The organism is Vibrio profundi, from assembly GCF_005281835.1.
Classification (GTDB): domain Bacteria; phylum Pseudomonadota; class Gammaproteobacteria; order Enterobacterales; family Vibrionaceae; genus Vibrio; species Vibrio profundi.
Window position 1 is genome coordinate 270,020 of sequence record NZ_RZIS01000005.1, and the last position, 20,088, is coordinate 290,107.

General features: G+C 43.8%; 13 protein-coding genes. 12 read left to right on the forward strand and 1 reads right to left on the reverse strand.

Going from position 1 to position 20,088, the window contains the following annotated elements:
• Positions 1 to 31: 31 nt before the first annotated feature.
• On the reverse strand, positions 32 to 2,014 hold the full coding sequence (locus tag ELZ11_RS14760) for a type VI secretion system Vgr family protein (protein ID WP_137358184.1): 1,983 nt from the start codon (positions 2,012 to 2,014) through the stop codon (positions 32 to 34).
• 378 nt (positions 2,015 to 2,392) lie between these two features.
• Between ELZ11_RS14760 and ELZ11_RS14765 the strand changes: the two genes are divergently transcribed.
• From ELZ11_RS14765 to ELZ11_RS14820, 12 genes are all read left to right on the forward strand, one after another.
• On the forward strand, positions 2,393 to 5,566 hold the full coding sequence (locus tag ELZ11_RS14765; protein WP_137358185.1) for an HD domain-containing phosphohydrolase: 3,174 nt from the start codon (positions 2,393 to 2,395) through the stop codon (positions 5,564 to 5,566).
• A gap of 212 nt (positions 5,567 to 5,778) precedes the next feature.
• Positions 5,779 to 6,375 (forward strand): LysE family translocator, encoded by a 597-nt coding sequence (locus tag ELZ11_RS14770; protein WP_137358186.1) that lies wholly within the window; start codon positions 5,779 to 5,781, stop codon positions 6,373 to 6,375.
• Positions 6,376 to 6,385: 10 nt separating this feature from the next.
• Positions 6,386 to 7,198 (forward strand): AraC family transcriptional regulator, encoded by an 813-nt coding sequence (locus ELZ11_RS14775; RefSeq protein ID WP_137358187.1) that lies wholly within the window; start codon positions 6,386 to 6,388, stop codon positions 7,196 to 7,198.
• 155 nt (positions 7,199 to 7,353) lie between these two features.
• On the forward strand, positions 7,354 to 8,079 hold the full coding sequence (locus ELZ11_RS14780; protein ID WP_137358188.1) for a GntR family transcriptional regulator: 726 nt from the start codon (positions 7,354 to 7,356) through the stop codon (positions 8,077 to 8,079).
• A gap of 36 nt (positions 8,080 to 8,115) precedes the next feature.
• Positions 8,116 to 9,012: a methylisocitrate lyase gene (gene prpB, locus ELZ11_RS14785; protein WP_137358189.1), complete on the forward strand. Its 897-nt coding sequence runs from the start codon at positions 8,116 to 8,118 to the stop codon at positions 9,010 to 9,012.
• 148 nt (positions 9,013 to 9,160) lie between these two features.
• A complete protein-coding gene (prpC, locus tag ELZ11_RS14790) occupies positions 9,161 to 10,303 on the forward strand; it encodes a bifunctional 2-methylcitrate synthase/citrate synthase (RefSeq protein ID WP_137358190.1) in 1,143 nt (380 codons plus the stop codon).
• A 77-nt stretch (positions 10,304 to 10,380) separates the two neighbouring features.
• A complete protein-coding gene (gene acnD, locus ELZ11_RS14795; protein WP_137358191.1) occupies positions 10,381 to 12,969 on the forward strand; it encodes a Fe/S-dependent 2-methylisocitrate dehydratase AcnD in 2,589 nt (862 codons plus the stop codon).
• 9 nt (positions 12,970 to 12,978) lie between these two features.
• Positions 12,979 to 14,157, forward strand: a complete 1,179-nt coding sequence (gene prpF, locus ELZ11_RS14800) for a 2-methylaconitate cis-trans isomerase PrpF (protein ID WP_137358192.1) — start codon at positions 12,979 to 12,981, stop codon at positions 14,155 to 14,157.
• A gap of 26 nt (positions 14,158 to 14,183) precedes the next feature.
• Positions 14,184 to 16,076: a propionyl-CoA synthetase gene (locus ELZ11_RS14805; protein ID WP_137358193.1), complete on the forward strand. Its 1,893-nt coding sequence runs from the start codon at positions 14,184 to 14,186 to the stop codon at positions 16,074 to 16,076.
• Positions 16,077 to 16,203: 127 nt separating this feature from the next.
• The gene (locus ELZ11_RS14810; protein ID WP_279631084.1) at positions 16,204 to 16,683 is read left to right on the forward strand and encodes a GNAT family N-acetyltransferase; all 480 of its coding nucleotides are present in this window, start codon (positions 16,204 to 16,206) and stop codon (positions 16,681 to 16,683) included.
• 210 nt (positions 16,684 to 16,893) lie between these two features.
• Positions 16,894 to 18,450, forward strand: coding sequence for a trypsin-like serine protease (locus ELZ11_RS14815; RefSeq protein WP_137358195.1), 1,557 nt, complete (start codon positions 16,894 to 16,896; stop codon positions 18,448 to 18,450).
• Positions 18,451 to 18,637: 187 nt separating this feature from the next.
• On the forward strand, positions 18,638 to 20,065 hold the full coding sequence (locus ELZ11_RS14820; protein WP_137358196.1) for a bifunctional NUDIX hydrolase/phosphatase PAP2 family protein: 1,428 nt from the start codon (positions 18,638 to 18,640) through the stop codon (positions 20,063 to 20,065).
• Positions 20,066 to 20,088: the final 23 nt, after the last annotated feature.

Consider the following 20,088-nt stretch of genomic DNA (forward strand, 5'->3'; position numbering starts at 1 on the left):
TTTTGTTCTCTATTCGTTAGTCGGGCTGTCATCAATTAACTTTGACAATAGCGCCTTTTAATTCACCCATTACGCCGCCATCAAAAGTACCTTTGAGGCCAGATTTAAACTCTGCACTTAATGATCCTTCTGCGGATAAAGTGGTATCGGCTTTGATAGCTACACTAAGGCCTTTGATGCTGTTTGAGCTCGTCGCTTCAAGCGCGGTAGTCGTGCCCGAAACTTTATTCGCGGAAGTCGCCTTGCTGGTTACGTTTGTCCCTTCTAGATTTAAAGCGCTGCTCGCTTTGATATCTATGTTGGTGGCTTCAATACTGATAGACGATGAAGACATAGTAATCTTGCTTGAGCCAACTTTGAGCTCAATGGTGTCATCTGCCTCTAGGGAAATAGATTTACCTTTTTCGCTAATGGCCTTAGAAGAGGTCAATGTGTAGTTGTCTTCCGTTGTGATAGCGACCTGTTTGGTGGTGGTTTGCGCTAACTCACCTTTAATGGTTTCAGTAACGTTATTTTCTACTTCTGTTGTGAAGTCTTTAGCGGCATGCATGTAGATTAATTCGTTGTCCTTTTTATCATCAAAGTACAACTCATTCGCTAAGCCTTCTAACTTAGTACTGATTCCCGTTTTTGTGGTGTTAGCTTCTTTGTAAGGCGGTGCATTTTTACTGTTGTAAACGCTACCAGTGATGATGGGTTGGTCTGGGTCGCCATCGATAAATGCCACTAACACTTCTTGTCCTGAACGAGGAATGAACTGTGTGCCATAACCGCTACCAGCCATCATCTGAGCCACTCGTACATAGCAACTTGTTTTATCGCCTGAAGCTTCGGTGTCCCAATGGAATTGGATTCTTACACGGCCTTGATCATCTTGGTTGATTTCACCGTCAGAAGTACCTGCGACGATGGCGCTTTGTAAACCGTGGACTTGTGCTTTTTCTATTGGAGTGGGGTAATTTGGCGTCGATGAATCGCAAAGGTTCATACGAGTAAAGCAAAGATTATCACCATTGTATGAAGTGTGAAGTTCTGTCACCAAATAGTCGCCAAGTTGTGACTTGTCTAAGTGACTTGCCAAAGAAAACCAGGTGCCGAGTTCGAATGCGTCGTGCTGAGCTTCTGCTTGGTAGGTTTGGAATTGCTGCTCTAACTGTTCGATACGTCGTTTAACTAGGTTACTTGCAAGATCTTCCATGCCGCCGGTGATCCCTAAGCTAGGATAGTAGCGCCGCGCGAGCTTGGTGTTGTTGGCAATAGAGTGGCTCGATTTTTTTTCTTTACTGCTCACCAACTTACTTTGTGAGTAGTCATAACTTGTAAGCTCAATACTTGCTCCATGAAACTCACCTTGTGGCATCCACTTATCGAGTAGCGGGTTACTACCGGATGGAACCTCAATCATGTCCAACTTACTAGTCGACGATTTTTCAAATGGGCTTTGCGCATCTTGCAGCATCATGGAGTGATCGGATTCGCTATGCTGGAAAAAGTAGTGAACACCTTCTTCCGCCAAAAGTCGGGTAACAAAATCAAAGTCACTTTCATTGTACTGAACACAATACTCACGTTTGCTGGACGGTAAAGTGCCAGTTTTAAACGAGCCACTGAAGCCTGCCTGAGTAAAAATATCTGAGACAATATCTTTGGTTGAAAGGTTTTGATACACGCGAAATGAGTGGGTGTGCTTCAATAACCAGAACCAAGGCCTAACGGTGACTTGATAACTGGAGTATTGAAGGTTGCTGTCCATCCCTAGTAGTTGAACTTGGGTCACAATACCGTTGAAGACACGCGATAGCGTTAAGTTGTCAGTATCATTGATGTAGCGCTTAATAGTGATTTTTTGACCGAGCTGAGCGTCAATCTCAAAGTTTTTAGAAATTAACGTAAATACTATTTTAAAAGGGCTCGAAAGGTACTCAGAAACATTTAAGTCGCTCACAGCATGTTCATTACTATTAGCATCTTTTGCGACAATAGTGCTTGTGGAAGGAGAAAAGGTATCCGTCATAAATTCGCCTAATAATACTCATGAATTGGCGAAAGCATTGAAGATCTACGCAATCGAATTCATCTTTTGTTAATGCTATATGTCTAACTTTATAGCATAAAGTGAAATTTATTATATATAACATATAAAAGGCGTGAGCTGTTTCTAGTTTAGTGAATTAATCGCCAGCTATGTGCAGTATTGGTGTAATAGAAGTCTAGTCTATAAATGGCGAATATAAATTCGACAATAAGATCGAATAATGAACAGTAATTCGCAGGTATGCGAGCTATATGGAATATTATGTTGATTTAAGGGGATCCCCATATTATTAATGATATTCTGTTTAGGGACGCACCAATGTCAATTGGCTAAAGTTTATTCAAGGATAGAATAACTATGAAACAAAAGAAGATATCGATCCGATTTACTGTCGGAGGGATGTTTTTAATTGCTACAATCCTAACGGCAATTGTGGCAGTGTCACTTCAATATTATTTTAGTAAGAAAATGGCGACAGAGCATACACTTTCAAAGCTGACTATGGCTTCTGAAGAGCTGAGTGCCTATGTCGGGAAGCTTGATTCAGACGCAGAAAATACCGCGAAACTGCTTGCTTCAGTTAGTCGCTCTATTGAAGGTAAGCTATCCAAAAAAGAAGTTCGCAGTATTCTTTCCGAAGCAGTTAAAGATAACCCTCTCTTTTATAGTATTTATATTGGTTCCGATAACGACGATTTCTTCCAAGTAATTAATTTGGAGTCATCACCCATTGTGCGAGAAAAAATTGTCGCAGCAGATACCGATCGTTGGGTGGTCATAGATATTAGGGGCGATAAAAATAATAGAATTCGTAGTACGCAATATTACGACGAAAACTTCGTGCTACGAGATAATGTAGTGACCGAAAGTAATTATTTTCCAACCTCTCGACCTTGGTTCACGTCCGCGACAGAAAATGAAGTGGAAAAGACTAAACCTTATTTATTTCAACATCTTAAGATTACAGGTCAAACATACTCATTAGTTGTGGAAGGACATGAGAGTAACCCTGCGCGTCATGTTATTGGTATCGACATCGTGTTGTCTTCCGTCGCAAATAAAATGTCGGCGACCGCGTTGGGGCTGAAAGCAGACAGCAGCGTAGAGTCTTTTCTATTTAGCAAAACCGGTAATTTAATTGCCTCTAACCGTAAGCCTGTAGATACCAGCCAGTTACCGCAGGTAAGCCCACTAATCTTAACAAGCGATCAGCGTGAGGCGGTGACTAAAGCTAAATCCTTATTGATATCTAATCAAAATGATTGGGCTCCTATGGATTTCGCCGTATCTGGTAGGCCTCAAGGTTATTCTGTAGATTTATTAACTCTTGTTGAGTCAATGACGGGTATTCATTTCGAGTTTGTGAATGGCTTTACTTGGGGCGAGCTAGTTAACAAGTATAAAAACGAATCTTTAGATGGCCTGCATTCACTTCAGAAGTGGGAAGGAAATGACATTCAAGGCAGCTACTCAGATTACCTATTCGATATACCGTTTTCAGTAGTGACTCGTAAAGGGCAGGCGACCATTAATAACTACTACGAGCTGAACGGTAAAAAAATAGCCTTGTTAGCTGGTTGGTCGATCTATCAAAAATTACAGAATGACTTCCCTAATGTCGAGCTTGTGGAATTTTCAAACATGGAAGATGCACTTGCCTCAGTAGCGAAAGGCGAGACGTTTGCCATGTTGGATTCCAAATCGGTGCTGGCAAGCAGCTTAGATCGATACTTTTTTACCGAGCTACAACTTCATGAACCTCTACAGGATCTTAAAAAGTTGTACCCTACTAAGTTCTATATGGTTCTTCAGCCTAGCCATGGCGATCTCATCCCTATAATCAACTTAGCGTTAAAAAATATTACAGTGGAGCAAAAAGCCTTTTTGAAAGAGAAGTGGCTTAACAATCGCTTGTCTCGTCAAGACACAATGGTGCCATATTCTGAATTGTTCGAGCTCTCGCACAATGATCAGCTTCAAGGCCAAATGATTCAGCGTGAAATTGACGGAGAAATTAAATATCTATACGTCAAACCGATAGCAACGGGTGGTGAAAGCCAAGAGTATTTTGCTGTAGTGATCGACCGACGTGAAATTTTCAGCACGGTGACTAAGCGTCTTAACACTTCTATCGGAGTGACTTTGTTACTGATGTGCTTAACGCTGCCAGTTGCTTGGATTTTTGGTGCACCAATCGTTCGTCCAATTAAGCAACTTAGATTGGAAACGGAGAAGATTAAAAATCGCGATTATGACAATGTGTTATTGGTGAATACTCCAATCAAAGAAGTATGGGAGTTATCTCAGGCTATTCAAGAGATGTCGCATGAGCTTCATCAGTATGAGGAGTCTCAAGAGGCTTTCGTTGAAGCCTTCATCAAGCTTATTGCTCAAGCGATCGATGACAAGTCACCGTATACAGCAGGTCACTGTAATCGTGTTCCAGAATTGGGGATGATGCTTGCTGAAGCTGCTGAAAAGTGCGATTCCGGTCAGTTTAAGTCGTTTAAATTTGAAAATGACGATGAACGTCGAGAGTTTAGAATCGCGGCTTGGCTACATGATTGCGGAAAAATCACTACGCCTGAGCACATAGTCGATAAGGGCACCAAGTTAGAAGCAAACTATAACCGTATTCATGAAGTTCGCACTCGTTTTGAAGTGCTATGGAGAGATGCTGAAATTCGTGCTTTGAAACGCCAAATTGCTGGAGAAGAACACAGCGAGATTGAGAGTGACTTGAAGCATGAACAGAATAACTTAACACGTGATTTTGAATTTATTGCACGCTCAAATGTTGGTGGCGAGTTCATGAGTGAAGATAAGGTGAAGCGAATTCTCGATATTGCAGAGAAAACTTGGCAGCGAAACTTTGATAACAGGTTGGGCTTGTCGCCAGTCGAAGAATTGAACTTTTGCAAAGAACAACCAAGTTTACCTGCAACTGAAAAGCTGCTGGCAAACAAGCCAGAGCACATAATTAAGCGCGACCGCCCGCTAGAGTTCGATCCTAAACACGGTATCAAGATGGATGTTCCAGATCATTTGTATGATATGGGTGAAGTGTATAACTTGAGTGTTGCCCGTGGCACATTAACCGCGGAAGACCGCTTTAAAATCAATGAACACATGATCAGTACGATCAAAATGCTAGAGAACCTGCCGTTTCCACAAGAGCTTAGCCGGGTTCCACGCTACGCTTCGACGCACCACGAAACACTTAATGGAACGGGCTACCCACGTAAACTCTCTGCTGAGGATTTGTCGATTCCGGAACGTATTTTAGTCATATCCGATATTTTTGAGGCGCTTACCGCAGCGGATAGACCCTACAAGAAAGCGAAGCCGATTAGTGTAGCCGTAGATATCATGCATAAAATGGCACTGGATGAGCACTTAGATATTGAGCTGTTTAAACTGTTCTTAACTAGTGGTACCCATATTCGCTATGCAGAGGAATATTTGAAACCAGAACAGATCGATCACGTCGACGTGAGCAAATACTTAGTCGAGCAAGAACAAGTCGCTTGATAGCAAACTCAAAGAAAAAGGCGTAGTTAAGTACGCCTTTTTTGTACCTAGCAGTTAAGAGAGGTTATTTTATAGGTTCTTCTGAATGATGTAGTGCGTGAACTTACCCATGAATGTCTCTGGCAATGAGAGCTCTTTTTAACTGAAGAGCAATTTCGTTCAATAACTCGCTGATGAGAACCGTTACTTTATTGGCTCGCTAAGGAGTTAATATGGAACAACTGATTATCGCAATGGTTTCTTTTGCATTGGTGGGTGCTATTTCACCTGGCCCGGTTAACCTTGTCGCAACCAGCACTTCAGCTAACTATGGGCTAAAGAGAGCACTTAGGTATGTGTTGGGTGCGAGTACTGCATATGCTGTCATTGTTTTCTCATCAGGTAATATCTTGAGTCTAGTCGCAAGTTGGATACCAGATATTGCTTGGATGATGAAGATTATTGGGAGCGTTTTTCTTATCTATCTGGCGAGCCAGATCGCTACTGCGCCTTATCAAACGATTGGCACGATTGAGCAGAACAAAGCGCCCAGTTTATGGCTGGGGGCTTTTATGCAATGTATAAACCCTAAAGCATGGTTAGTTGCGATGTCTGGAATTAGCTTATATGTTGTAGGTCAGCAATCATCGTCGGTGTTGCTTTTGAGCTTCACTGGGATCTCATTATTGGCGTGTTTGGTGGGAGTCTCTTCGTGGGCGATTCTTGGGCATGTGATTGGAAGGTATTTGCATTCTCCAACTAAACAAAAGTGCTTTAATCAAACCATGGCTGGGATGCTAGTGGTCTCCATTTCAAGTATTTGGTTCTAAGGACAGAGCTATGGCTAAAGATAAGAGCGTCGCTTTTAAACAAAGCACTTTATTACCTCAAATAGAAATACGTATTGCCGACCGTTCGAACGCTTGTTATGACGCGCACTCACACGATGAATTTTCATTCGGCATTATAGAAAGTGGTGTTGCCCAATATACCAACCTAGCCAGTAAACATCAGATAGGAAGGGGAGATATTGTTACCATTAATCCTGCCGATGTGCATTCTTGCAATCCAAAGCAAGGTGATTGGTCCTATAAGATGTTGTTTGTTGATAGCCTTTGGATGGGGGACATTCAACAGCAGGTATTGAACAGTGAGCAATATGACTACTTTTCATTTTCACATCATTTAGAGCGTAACCGTGCGCTTCAATCACGCTTTGTAGAGCTTTATTCGAGCTTAGTGGATGGCCATTCAGCATTAGAAGCCGAAACTCATTTGTATGAGTTTGTTCGAGCGTGCTTCAAACAAGATAACAATCGTGCCCCTAGAGCTGTTTCGTTACCTTATGTGCAGCGAGCTAAAGAGAAGCTTTTGGACAATGTTGGCGATAATCTTTCTTTAGCGGAACTTGCGCAGGAGGCTGGGGTGAGCCAGTATCATTTGATACGTAGCTTTAAGCAATACTATGGTTTGTCGCCTCATGCGTACTTGTTAGACGAGCGCATCAAACGTGCGAAAACAATGTTGAAAACAGGCAAAACAATTGTCGACACTTCATCTTTGCTTGGTTTTTCTGATCAAGCACACTTTCAGCGTAACTTTAAAAAGCGAACGGCAATAACACCAAGGGCTTATCAGTCCTTTTTCTGCTAAAACGGCTTCTCTTTTCATTTCTCGTCCAAATAATACCTTAGTCTAAATTGTCGACAATTTACTTGATTGTCGACACTTAGATAGTCTATTTTATATTCAAGTTAAGAAATTGTTGACACTTTCAAAGTCAATTTGATTAAGCGAGTAGCTTGAATATGAATACGATAAGCACTGAGACTAGGCCAAACCAAAGTACGAAAGCGCGTGTAGGTGATAAAGAAAATACAAAATCCGAAAGCCTTACCGAGTACTTGGTGGAAGCTATCGTTAATGGAGAGCTGGAGCCGGGCAGTAAAATCTCCGAGCCTGAATTAGCTAAGCGATTCGAAGTCAGTCGCGGGCCATTACGTGAAGCAATAATGCGAGTTGAAGGTCTAGGCCTAATTGAAAGAATTCCGCACGTTGGTGCTCGTGTGATTACTTTTTCCGCGGATAAACTCATCGAACTATATTCAGTAAGAGAAGCACTAGAAGGCATGGCGGCGCGATTGGCAGCGAGATACATCAGTGATGAAGAGCTTGTAGGCCTAGATGCGTTATTGTCGACACATTCCAAACATATCGATCAGGTCGAAGGTGCTTCCTACTTCCATCAGCATGGAGACTTCGATTTCCACTACCGAATAATTAAAGCCAGTCGCAACAGTAAGCTCGAGTCTTTGTTGTGTGACGAGCTTTACCATTTACTTCGTATGTATAGGTATCAATCACCGCGTGCTCAATCACGACCGACAGAAGCACTCGATGAGCATAAATACATTCTGCAAGCGATAAAGAACCGCGATGAAGAACTCGCCGAGATGTTGATGAGAAGACATATTTCGGGAAGCCGTTTGTTAATAGAGCAACAGATTCAGTTGAACAACAATGACGAAAAGTAACGTCATCACAGAAGATTAGACAACAGGGAGTTATCCATGAAGTTATCACCGGGGGCCAAGTTTCGACAGGCTGTAGAAAATAATGATCCATTACAGATTGTCGGTACGGTTAATCCATATTGCGCCATGATGGCCAAGAACTTAGGGCACCAAGCGATTTATTTGTCTGGTGGGGGGATCGCAAACGCATCGTACGGGTTACCTGATTTAGGTATCACCACGCTCAATGACGTAATGGTGGATGTAGACCGTATTACCAATGCGTGTGATCTGCCGTTATTAGTCGACATCGATACGGGCTTTGGTGGTGCGTTTAATATTGCTCGTACGATTAAGTCGATGGAAAAAGCCGGGGCAGCTGCGGTTCATATGGAAGATCAAGTGGCGCAAAAACGATGTGGTCACCGTCCAAACAAAGCAATCGTTAGCCAACAAGAAATGGTTGATCGTGTGAAAGCAGCGACAGATGCCAGAAATGATGAAAGCTTTGTCATCATGGCTCGTACCGATGCGTTGGCGGTAGAGGGAATCGATAGCGCGATAGAGCGAGCGATCGCTTGTGTAGAAGCGGGTGCGGATATGATTTTCCCTGAAGCGATGAACAAGCTAGAGCAATACGTTCAATTCTCGGCAGCTTTGAAGTCGGCAACGGGTAAGCATGTGCCTATTCTGGCTAATATTACTGAGTTTGGACAAACGCCTTTATACAACTGTGCGGACTTAGCAAAGTCGAGCGTGGATATGGTGCTTTACCCATTAAGTGCATTCCGTGCAATGAATAGAGCCGCAGAAAACGTCTATAAACATTTGTTAGCCGAGGGAAATCAAGAAGCGTTGATTGACTCTATGCAAACCAGAAAAGAATTATATGAACACTTAAATTACCACGATTACGAAGACAAGCTGGACCAACTGTTTTCTAGTGAAGGGTAATTTTAGTTAGAAAAAGACATCATTCATCGAACAGAAATTTGATGAATCAACCAAATCCAATAACGTGAAACTGTTATCTGCTACAAGCCGTCTATATCGGTAAAAGTACCAAAGAGTACAGGCAGTTAACACAGAAAAGGAGTTCAATATGCCTTCATCTTCAACTAAAAAAGAAGAGCTAGGTGGCGCAGGCCTACGTGGTCAAAGCGCTGGAAGTACCGCTTTATGCACTGTCGGTAAAACAGGAACGGGGTTAACGTATCGAGGTTATGACATCACAGATCTTGCGAATAATGCGCAGTTTGAAGAGGTTGCTCATTTGTTGCTTCGAGGTCATCTGCCTAATCAAAAAGAACTGGATGACTATAAAACCTTGCTGGTTAGCTTGCGTGGATTACCAGATGCGCTAAAACAAGCGCTAGAGCTGATTCCTGCCGACGCGCATCCGATGGATGTCATGCGCACTGGTTGCTCCATATTGGGCAACCTTGAACAAGAGCAAGACTTTTCTCAGCAGCTAACGGCAACGGAGCGCATGTTAGCTCTGTTTCCAGCGATGATTTGTTATTGGTATCGATTTAGCCATGATGGTGTAAGAATTGATACTCAAGATCAAAGTGAAGACTGTATCGGTGGCTATTTCTTAAAAATGCTAACAGACAAATCGCCAAGTGCGCTGCATAAGCAGGTAATGCATTGCTCACTAATTTTGTATGCCGAGCATGAATTTAACGCCTCTACTTTTGCTGCTCGTGTTTGCGCATCTACTTTGTCGGATATTCATTCTTGTGTTACTGCTGCGATTGGTACTTTACGTGGCCCATTGCATGGCGGGGCGAATGAAGCCGCAATGGAAATGATTCAAGACTGGAAAACACCGGATGAAGCCGAATCTAACATCATGCAAATGCTTGCCAATAAAGACAAAATTATGGGTTTTGGGCATGCGATCTACCGAGAGAGTGATCCTAGAAACGACTTGATCAAACGTTGGTCTAAAGAGCTATCGCAAGCGGTTGGTGACACCCAGTTATACGCCGTTTCAGAGCGCGTAGAAGCAGTGATGAAACGTGAGAAAGGCCTATTTTGTAACGCTGATTTCTTCCATGCATCTGCTTATCATTTCATGGACATTCCTACCAAATTGTTCACACCAATATTTGTGATGAGCCGACTTACAGGCTGGACGGCGCACGTATTTGAGCAGCGCGAAAACAACCGAATTATTCGACCTAGTGCCGATTATACGGGGCCTGAGCATCAAGACTGGTTGCCAATCAGTCAGCGATAGTCTTAAGGCTAGTTGTATGTAACCGGGGCCTGTAGGGGCTTTGGTTACAAGACTGTAATTCGTTCATGGATGGATCTATGTTGGATGTTAATGATAAATACCGGAAACCTCTTCCTGGCACTGAGCTCGATTTTTTTGATACACGTGAAGCGGTAAATACAATCGCTTCGGGTGCCTATGAGACTTTGCCTTATACATCAAGAGTATTGGCTGAGCAGTTGGTAAGGCGCTGCAACCCACAAGAGCTTGAAGCAAGCCTAAAACAAATTATTGACCGTAAGAAAGACTTGGACTTCCCTTGGTATCCTGCGCGAGTCGTGTGCCACGATATCTTAGGGCAAACTGCTTTGGTCGATTTGGCTGGTTTAAGAGACGCTATTGCAGAACAAGGTGGGGACCCAGCCAAGGTCAACCCTGTAGTGGAAACGCAATTGATTGTAGATCACTCATTAGCGGTGGAGCATGCCGGTTTCGATAAAGAAGCGTTTGATAAAAACCGCGCGATTGAAGAAAGAAGAAACGAAGACCGATTCCACTTCATTGAGTGGTGTAAAACAGCATTTGAAAACGTTAGTGTGATTCCTGCTGGTAACGGCATTATGCATCAGATTAACTTGGAGAAAATGTCTCCCGTAGTGCAAGTCAAAGATGGGATTGCTTACCCAGACACTTGTGTCGGAACAGATAGCCATACTCCTCACGTCGATGCATTAGGTGTTATTGCCATTGGAGTAGGAGGCCTAGAAGCTGAAACCGTCATGTTAGGTAGACCATCGATGATGAGGTTGCCTGATATAGTGGGGGTCGAGCTAACGGGTAAGCGTCCTGAAGGTATTACCGCAACGGACATTGTATTGGCGATTACCGAATTTTTGCGTAGTGAGCGTGTGGTGTCGAGCTATTTGGAGTTCTTTGGTGAGGGGGCGCGTGATTTGTCGATAGGCGATCGAGCAACCATTTCCAATATGACACCAGAATACGGTGCGACTGCAGGTATGTTTTATATCGATGAGCAAACCATCAACTACTTAAAACTGACAGGTCGAGATCCAGAACAGGTCGCTCTAGTTGAGCAGTACGCGAAACACACTGGTTTATGGGCGGACGATCTGACATCGGCACAATACGAACGTGTATTGAAATTTGATTTATCGAGTGTTCAGCGAAATTTAGCTGGGCCTTCAAACCCACATCGTCGTTTACCGACGGCTGAATTAGCACAACGTGGTATTGCTGGAAAGTGGCAAGAATCTGAAGGACTAATGCCAGATGGCGCGGTCATCATTGCGGCGATAACATCATGTACTAACACCAGTAACCCAAGAAATGTGGTTGCAGCTGGCTTGGTTGCAAAAAAGGCAAATCAGCTGGGGTTAGTGCGAAAACCTTGGGTCAAAACCTCATTTGCTCCGGGTTCAAAAGTCGCCAAATTATATTTGGAAGAAGCAGACTTACTGACTGAATTAGAAGCCTTAGGATTTGGGATCGTTGGTTATGCGTGTACCACTTGTAATGGTATGAGCGGTGCGTTGGACCCAGAAATCCAGAAAGAAATTATCGAACGCGATTTGTATTCAACGGCGGTGCTGTCCGGTAATCGAAACTTTGATGGGCGAATTCATCCATACGCTAAACAAGCATTTTTGGCATCTCCACCTTTGGTGGTGGCTTATGCGCTAGCGGGGACGATTCGCTTCGATATTGAAAAAGACGCCTTAGGATTTGATGTTCACGGAAATCCGATTTATCTCAGCGATTTATGGCCAACTGATCAAGAAATTGACGAGGTGGTTAACCGTCATGTTAAACCACAGCAATTTAATCAAATCTACATTCAAATGTTCAAGTTGGATGAGCAACAGTCAAATGATAATCCGCTATACGATTGGCGTCCTAAGAGTACTTACATTCGTCGACCTCCGTATTGGGAAGGCGCTCTTGCTGGCGAAAGGACGCTTTCTGCGATGAGACCACTTGCAATTCTTGGGGACAATATAACAACGGATCATTTATCGCCATCGAACGCTATTTTAGCGTCGAGTGCAGCAGGTGAGTACTTGGCAAAGATGGATGTACCGGAAGAAGATTTTAACTCTTATGCGACACACCGTGGGGATCACTTAACTGCACAGCGCGCGACGTTTGCTAACCCGAAATTGTTTAACGAAATGGTCAAGGAAAATGACGAAGTCGTGCAAGGGTCATTAGCCAGAGTGGAACCTGAAGGGAAAGTCACGCGTATGTGGGAAGCGATAGAAACCTACATGAACCGTAAACAGCCTCTGATTGTGGTTGCTGGTGCAGACTATGGGCAAGGTTCATCTCGAGACTGGGCCGCAAAAGGCGTTCGGTTGGCAGGGGTTGAAGTAATTGTTGCGGAAGGCTTTGAGCGTATACACCGAACTAACTTAGTCGGTATGGGTGTGTTGCCTCTGCAATTTCAATCGGGAGTTGACCGTAATACGCTGGCACTAGACGGAACTGAGCTATATGACGTGATCGGTGATATTGAGGCTGGAGCTGGACTGACCCTGCAAGTGACACGCAGTAATGGAGAAGTCACCTCGACGCCCGTGACATGCCGTTTAGATACTGCGGACGAAGTTAACGTGTATAACGCTGGAGGCGTATTACAGCGTTTTGCTAAAGATTTCTTAGCGCAGTAAGGAGGCAGCATGGATAATAAGCAAATAAAAGTGCCGGCGACTTATATGCGTGGTGGCACCAGCAAAGGCGTATTTTTCAAACTGACTGATTTACCTAGGGAAGCCCAGCTTCCAGGGGCAAAGCGAGATGAGTTGTTGCTAAGAGTCATCGGTAGTCCAGACCCATATGGGAAGCAGACTGATGGTATGGGCGGGGCAACTTCTAGCACAAGTAAGACGGTGATTGTCTCAAAGAGCACCCATGCAGATCACGACGTAGATTACCTATTTGGGCAAGTGGCAATAGATAGAGAGTTCGTCGATTGGAGCGGGAATTGTGGAAACTTGTCGGCAGCGGTTGGCCCGTTTGCGATTCATAGTGGCTTGATCGACCCTAGCCGAATCCCGGACAACGGAACGGTAGAAGTGAAAGTGTGGCAAGCCAATATAGGTAAAACTATTTTGGTTCATGTGCCAATCGTAGACGGTGAAGTCCAAGAGCTTGGTGATTTTGAACTGGATGGTGTGACTTTTCCAGCGGCTGAAATTCAGGTGGACTTTCTCGACCCTGCTGATGGGGGCGGCTCAATGTTCCCAACCGGTAATTTGGTGGATGAAATAGAGGTTCCTTCAATTGGGTGCTTGCAAGCTACCATGATCACAGCAGGTATTCCGACTATTTTCCTCAATGCGGAAGAGGTGGGTTATCGAGGGGTTGAGCTTCAAGAGGCAATTAACTCTGATGCCCAAGCCTTGGCAATGTTTGAGTCGATTCGAGCTCATGGCGCTTTGAAAATGGGGTTGATTAGTAGCCTAGAAGAAGCCGAAAGCCGCCAGCATACGCCGAAAGTGGCGTTTGTGTCGAAAGCCAGAAGTTATATCGCATCTAGTGGTAAGCAAGTTCAAGCTAATGAGACGGATTTGTTGGTGCGAGCTTTATCTATGGGTAAGTTGCACCACGCCATGATGGGAACCGCAGCGGTGGCCATCGCTTCAGCGTCTTGCGTTCCCGGTACTTTGGTAAATCAGGCGGCTGGTGGCGGAGAGAGAGAGTCTGTCACTTTTGGTCACCCGTCGGGGACGTTAAAGGTTGGGGCGAAAGCGCAGCAAACGACCCAAGGGTGGAAAGTAGAAAGGGCGATAATGAGTCGTAGTGCCCGCGTGATAATGGAAGGAAGTGTTCGAGTTCCTTTCAATATTTCGGATTAGCGAATATCTATCATGAAGGAGGCACTATGCCTGTAAATTCAAATTCAGCTTATGAAAGTGAGTATCAATGGGCCCAAACGGACCCAGAAGGATTTTGGAACACTCAATCTGAAAGCATTGACTGGTTCGAAAGCCCTAAAACGATCTTGGAATCGGATGTAAATGGAATAGAACGTTGGTTTCCTGATGGTGTGTTAAACACATGTTGGCTTGCATTAGATCATCACTGTGAAAGTGGCCGAGGAGAGAAAACAGCACTGATTTACGACTCTCCAGTAACCGGAGTTAAATCGAGCTTTACCTATTTAGAGCTACGCAATCAGGTTGCTAAGGTTGCAGGCATGCTTGCTGAGCAAGGGGTAGCTAAAGGTGATCGTGTGGTTATTTACATGCCTATGATCCCCGAGGCTGCAATGGCCATGCTGGCTTGTGCTCGATTAGGCGCGGTTCATTCCGTTGTATTTGGTGGGTTTGCTCCCAATGAACTTGCAGTTCGTATTGAAGACGCAGAGCCAAAAGTAGTCATGACTGCATCTTGCGGTATTGAAGTAAACAAGGTCTTACCTTACAAACCGCTTGTAGACAAAGCTATTTTAGAAAGTAGTTGGAAACCCCAGAGTGTCTTTGTGTTTCAAAGAGAGCAATGTCTCGCTGAGCTAGATCCATCACTTGATATTGAATGGAACAGTGCCGTTGACAGTGCGTTACCACATGCATGCGTTCCAGTTACTTCCACTGACCCACTTTATGTTCTTTATACATCTGGCACCACGGGTAAGCCAAAAGGTGTAGTGAGAGATAACGGAGGGCATGCCGTCGCGATGAAGTACTCGATGAGTACCATCTATAACATGCCACAAGATGGTGTATTTTGGGCGGCGTCTGATGTCGGTTGGGTGGTTGGCCATTCTTATATCGTGTATGCGCCTTTAATACATGGATGTACGACGGTTTTGTTTGAAGGAAAGCCGGTTCGTACGCCAGACCCTGGCGCGTTTTGGCGAGTGTGTGAAGAATATGCTGTCGATGTTCTCTTTTCGGCACCTACGGCTTTTCGAGCAATAAAGAAAGAAGATCCAAATGGTGAACTACTCGGACAATATGATTTATCTTCTCTGAATAGCATTTTTATGGCCGGTGAACGTTTAGACCCACCAACGTTGGATTGGGTTGTTTCAAACACCAAGAAACCGGTGATTGACCACTGGTGGCAAACGGAAACGGGCTGGGCGATTGCTGGCAATCCAACGGGGCTGGAGCACTTACCTGTAAAGTCAGGCTCGGCAACAAAACCTATACCGGGTTATCAAGTAGAAATACTCAGTGAATTGGGAGAAGCTGTGCCGTTCAACCAACAAGGGTTTGTTGCGCTGAAAAGGCCACTGCCTCCCGGGTGCCTACCGACTGTTTGGCGGAATCATGATCGTTTTGAATCCGGTTATTTGAGTCAGTTCCCTGGCTACTATGTATCGGGCGATGGAGGATACCTTGATGAAGAAGGGTATCTATTTATCATGGGACGCATTGATGATGTGATAAATGTAGCTGGGCATCGCTTATCGACGGGCGAAATGGAAGAAATTGTTGGTGCGCATCCCGCAATCGCTGAATGTGCAGTCGTCGGGGTTCATGACGAACTTAAGGGGCAGTTACCGCTTGGTTTAGTGGTTCTTAAAGACGGTGTGAAAGTGGATGGCGATGAACTTGAAGGTGAACTCGTTGGTAAAGTCAGAAGTGAAATTGGCGCTGTTGCCTGCTTTAAACATGCATTGGTCGTTGAACGCTTGCCAAAAACTCGGTCTGGAAAAATTCTTCGTAAAACTATTCGTCAGATAGCGGATGGACAAGAATATTCTGTGCCTTCAACAATTGATGACCCAGCGAGCCTGAATGAAATTGAAGAAGCGTTAAGTCGTTAACTTTTATTTCAAACTGAGTATCCCTATTGTTTACCTCACTATTAACAATTGCTTAATAGTGAGGTTTTTTATTGCCAATCCAATAAAACCCACACAAACTATACTTTTCGACTACGAATTTATGCCTGTGAAAACAATTCAATTACGCCACGCTAAAACAGAAGATCTCGAACAGTTGAATGAACTGATGTATCAACTGCACGATGAGCATCATCAAGCGCAGCCGGAACATTTTAAAACAGCTGAGGAAATTGAGCAGGAAAAAAGCATTGCTCGTTACCTTGATTCACCAGAATGCTTGGTTTATGTCGCTTGTGAGGGGGAATTGATTGTAGGGTTTGTTTCAGGGCATTTCTGTGAATTGACATCTAGTGTTAGTAAACCCGTTCAAATGGGCAGTATTGATGAGTTGTATGTACTGCCAAAGGCAAGGCAGCAAGGAATAGCGAAGGAACTGCTTAAATTCATAGAGTCAACATTTCGCGACTATGGCGTAAAACAAACTTTTGTAGAAGTTTGGGATTTTAACCAAGCGGCGATTCGTTTGTACCAAAACTCTGGCTTTGGTCATCATATCCATTGGCTACGAAAGCCATTAACTGAATAAACGGCTAATGCATCTTAAGGTACTTCCTTCTAGAAATTGATTTGTGACATTGTTCTTTCGTCTAAGTAATTGAGAGTTTTGAAGTTGTATAGATATTTATTATCTATCGCAGCATCTGCCATTAACCTAGCAAATCTTCTGCGGGATTTATAAAAGTCTGCTTGTTTTAATTGTGACATATACAAGGTGTCAGATTTTAAACAAGAGGACATGCAATTGAAATTAACAAGGACTTTTCCACTGTTTGGGCTACTGCTAGCGCCTACCTATGGCTTAACGGCAGCTGAGTTTACGAACAAGGCGGAAGTTACGCCAAGAATTGTTGGCGGTAAACCAGCAAATGCAGAAGAATGGAAGTTTTATACGCAGATTGTAAGTAGTAATAGTAATCGTTCATTTTGTGGTGCTAGCTATATCGGAGATGGTTACGTGCTGACCGCTGCGCATTGTGTCGACAGTGATTCCCCTTCTCAAATAGACGTTAAGATTGGTGGCTATAGATATAATGGTACCGATGGTGTAAGAGTGGACGTTAGCCAAATTTATATTCACCCTTCTTATAATAAACAGAACTTAAGCAATGATATTGCGTTACTGAAGTTAACTTCTATCCCTCAAGGCGTAGCCACGGTTGAAATCGCGAAAGGCTCATTATTTCAGTACGCCTCGGTAGGAGATAGCTTGACGGTTGCCGGGCTTGGACGTTTATCAGAAGGTGGAAGTTCTCCTTCCGTATTGCAGGCAGTCGACGTTCCACTGATTTCGGATGCGACGTGCCGTCAAGCTGGTGGCAGTTATTCATCCGTGGGCGATGTATCATTTTGTGCGGGAATTCCAGAGGGCGGCATAGACTCCTGCCAAGGTGATAGTGGCGGTCCAATTGTGATCAATCGTTCGGGGAATATTACTCAACTCGGGATTGTAAGTTGGGGTATAGGCTGCGCACGTCCGGGGAAGTATGGGGTATATAGCGATATTGCCGCATTGCAAAGCTTTGTTGAGAGTGTTGTAGGAACATCTCAGCCTCCGGCCAATAACGCTAATGTAGGTTATACCGCGACACAAAACCTATCTGATATGAAGCTTGGGGAATTGAAAAATCATCGCTTTGAAATTGTGAATCAAGGGGAGAGTGAATTTACCATTGAATCAGCCAAGGTTTCTCACAACACGATTGCAACGAAGCCTATTGTATATGCGGATTCTTGTAGTTCGAAAACATTGCAAGCGGGAGCATTGTGTAGTTTATCAGTAGAATTTGGCGGCCAAGCCTCTGGGGTAGCTAAAGTTCAATTAGAGTTTACTATCGATAAAACGGATATAACCTATCAATCCGAAGTCACTACAAGGGTACTGGATACGACAACCCCTCCAACGGGCTCGTGTGATACTTGGGATTCCTCTAGTATTTATAATTCAGGTGATTCAGTTAGTTGGAATAATCAAATTTGGGAAGCGCAGTGGTGGACACAGGGAAACGATCCTACGCAGTCTGGCCCATGGGGTGTTTGGCAGTTGACGACTAATGCAAGTTGTTCAAATGGAACACCTCCTGTTGAACCGCCAACATTGCCCGAGCCAACGCCTCCAACATCTGGTGACCAGTACTTAGCTGGTCAGAGTTATGCAGCAGGGGACGTTGTTAACCATAATGGCACTGCTTACCAATGTAAGCCGTGGCCATACAACTTATGGTGTGGAGCAACTCCAAGTGCTTATGAGCCAGGCGTAGGTTCAGCTTGGAAGGATGCGTGGACTGCACTATAAGTATCTTTAAAAAGTTATTATTCAATTAAGCCTCTCTAAAAGGGAGGCTTTTTTGATTTCAGCGAGTATAAAAATAGAAAATAGATTAGAATCACTAAAATTGACTTTATTTGCACAGTAAAAATACTCTGCAATGACATTGACTGGTAGTAATGCCAGTACCTAGCGTATTAAGGATGGTTTTAACGTGAATAGGCGACCATATTTACTGGTATTGTGGTTCATCAGTACATTATTTTCAGCTTTAGCCATGGCAACTGAGCTCCCAGATAATATTAAAGGGGCATTGTGTGTGGTTAGGGCGGACAACAAGATCGTCTTAGTTAATGAGATTTTAACGAAGCAGATATCGTTACCCGGAGGGACGATAGACAAAGGTGAACCGCCGCACCTTACCGCTGAACGAGAAACATGGGAAGAATCGGGGTTAGTCGTAACCGCCAAGAATATTTTGGGTTATACCGATACGGCTGTGTTGTATGACTGCGTATCAGACTCTGATGTTATTGCTTATGATTTCAATAACCAACTTGATGGGCATGAGTTACCCGTTTGGTTCGCACCTCACTATGGCGTTGAAGTGTCGAGTGCCATGTTACTCGACCCTGAAAACCTGAATGCTAGCCAATACCGTTACTCTGAGCAATGGCCTGCTATACGAGTGATGTATAAAGAAGCAACAAACCAACCTGTGACCTATGTAGACAACTTGGTTAAAGCTGCCCCTAAGTTCAATCAGGTAGAGCTAGGCTGGATGTTGTCCTTGCAACAAGCGATAGCTTCATTACCAAGTGCTTTTGAATCGGTATTTACAGGCTTAGCCTATGGTGCAGCGGTGTTAACCAGTCCATTAATGTTGCTGATTTTGTTTCCGTTAACATATTGGTATTTTGGAAAAGAGTTTGGCTATAAGCTGTTTTTTACAGTAACTGTCACATCGCTGATGTGTTTGGTAGCGCAGCAAGGCTTCTCCTTACCTAAGCCTCATGTTTATACTCCTGCATTAGAGCTTATCCCAAGTTATGGCTATAGTTTTCCTAGCTTACCGATAGCGGTTTGGTTCTGTGCGGTTACATTGATTTTGTACAAACTTGATAAGCTTAATGTGAACAAGTTATCTATGACCTTCCTTGCACTGATGTCTTTAGTTGCGTTCGCGAAATTCTATAGCGGCTCTGCATTCATTGTCGATATGTTAGTCGGGGCGGTGTTTGGAGCTTTAGCTTCGTGGAATATCATACGATTAGCAGGTCGTAGCGACATCGATATTCAGTCATTGATGTGTTCGAAAGGAGTGTGGTTTAGTTTAACGGCTATCACTATCATCATCACCACTCTATGGCCTTTACCAGTGTTTACGGCTTGGTTGGCGGTATTAATGACTACTTCTGCTCTTGTGTTGTCGATAGAGAAAAATCAGGAAATGGTGAGCTTTAGATACACAGCAGCGATTGTTCTAATCTTATTGTTCGTCAACGAAGTGATTTTATATGGCGCTACGTTTGTATCGTATAGTGGGATTTTGTCATTGATGGTTGAAACTATTCGCTATCCATTATTAATGTTGATATTTGTGTCTACCATTCGACAAGTTAGCTCAAAAAAACAAGCTTAAAACAGACAAAGGCCTCTCAATGA

Bases quoted from the DNA above. Each gene is read 5' to 3' on its own strand.
- ELZ11_RS14760 (WP_137358184.1), bottom strand. From the start codon at position 2,014: ATGACGGATACCTTTTCTCCTTCCACAAGCACTATTGTCGCAAAAGAT.
- ELZ11_RS14765 (WP_137358185.1), top strand. From the start codon at position 2,393: ATGAAACAAAAGAAGATATCGATCCGATTTACTGTCGGAGGGATGTTT.
- ELZ11_RS14770 (WP_137358186.1), top strand. From the start codon at position 5,779: ATGGAACAACTGATTATCGCAATGGTTTCTTTTGCATTGGTGGGTGCT.
- ELZ11_RS14775 (WP_137358187.1), top strand. From the start codon at position 6,386: ATGGCTAAAGATAAGAGCGTCGCTTTTAAACAAAGCACTTTATTACCT.
- ELZ11_RS14780 (WP_137358188.1), top strand. From the start codon at position 7,354: ATGAATACGATAAGCACTGAGACTAGGCCAAACCAAAGTACGAAAGCG.
- prpB (WP_137358189.1), top strand. From the start codon at position 8,116: ATGAAGTTATCACCGGGGGCCAAGTTTCGACAGGCTGTAGAAAATAAT.
- prpC (WP_137358190.1), top strand. From the start codon at position 9,161: ATGCCTTCATCTTCAACTAAAAAAGAAGAGCTAGGTGGCGCAGGCCTA.
- acnD (WP_137358191.1), top strand. From the start codon at position 10,381: ATGTTGGATGTTAATGATAAATACCGGAAACCTCTTCCTGGCACTGAG.
- prpF (WP_137358192.1), top strand. From the start codon at position 12,979: ATGGATAATAAGCAAATAAAAGTGCCGGCGACTTATATGCGTGGTGGC.
- ELZ11_RS14805 (WP_137358193.1), top strand. From the start codon at position 14,184: ATGCCTGTAAATTCAAATTCAGCTTATGAAAGTGAGTATCAATGGGCC.
- ELZ11_RS14815 (WP_137358195.1), top strand. From the start codon at position 16,894: ATGCAATTGAAATTAACAAGGACTTTTCCACTGTTTGGGCTACTGCTA.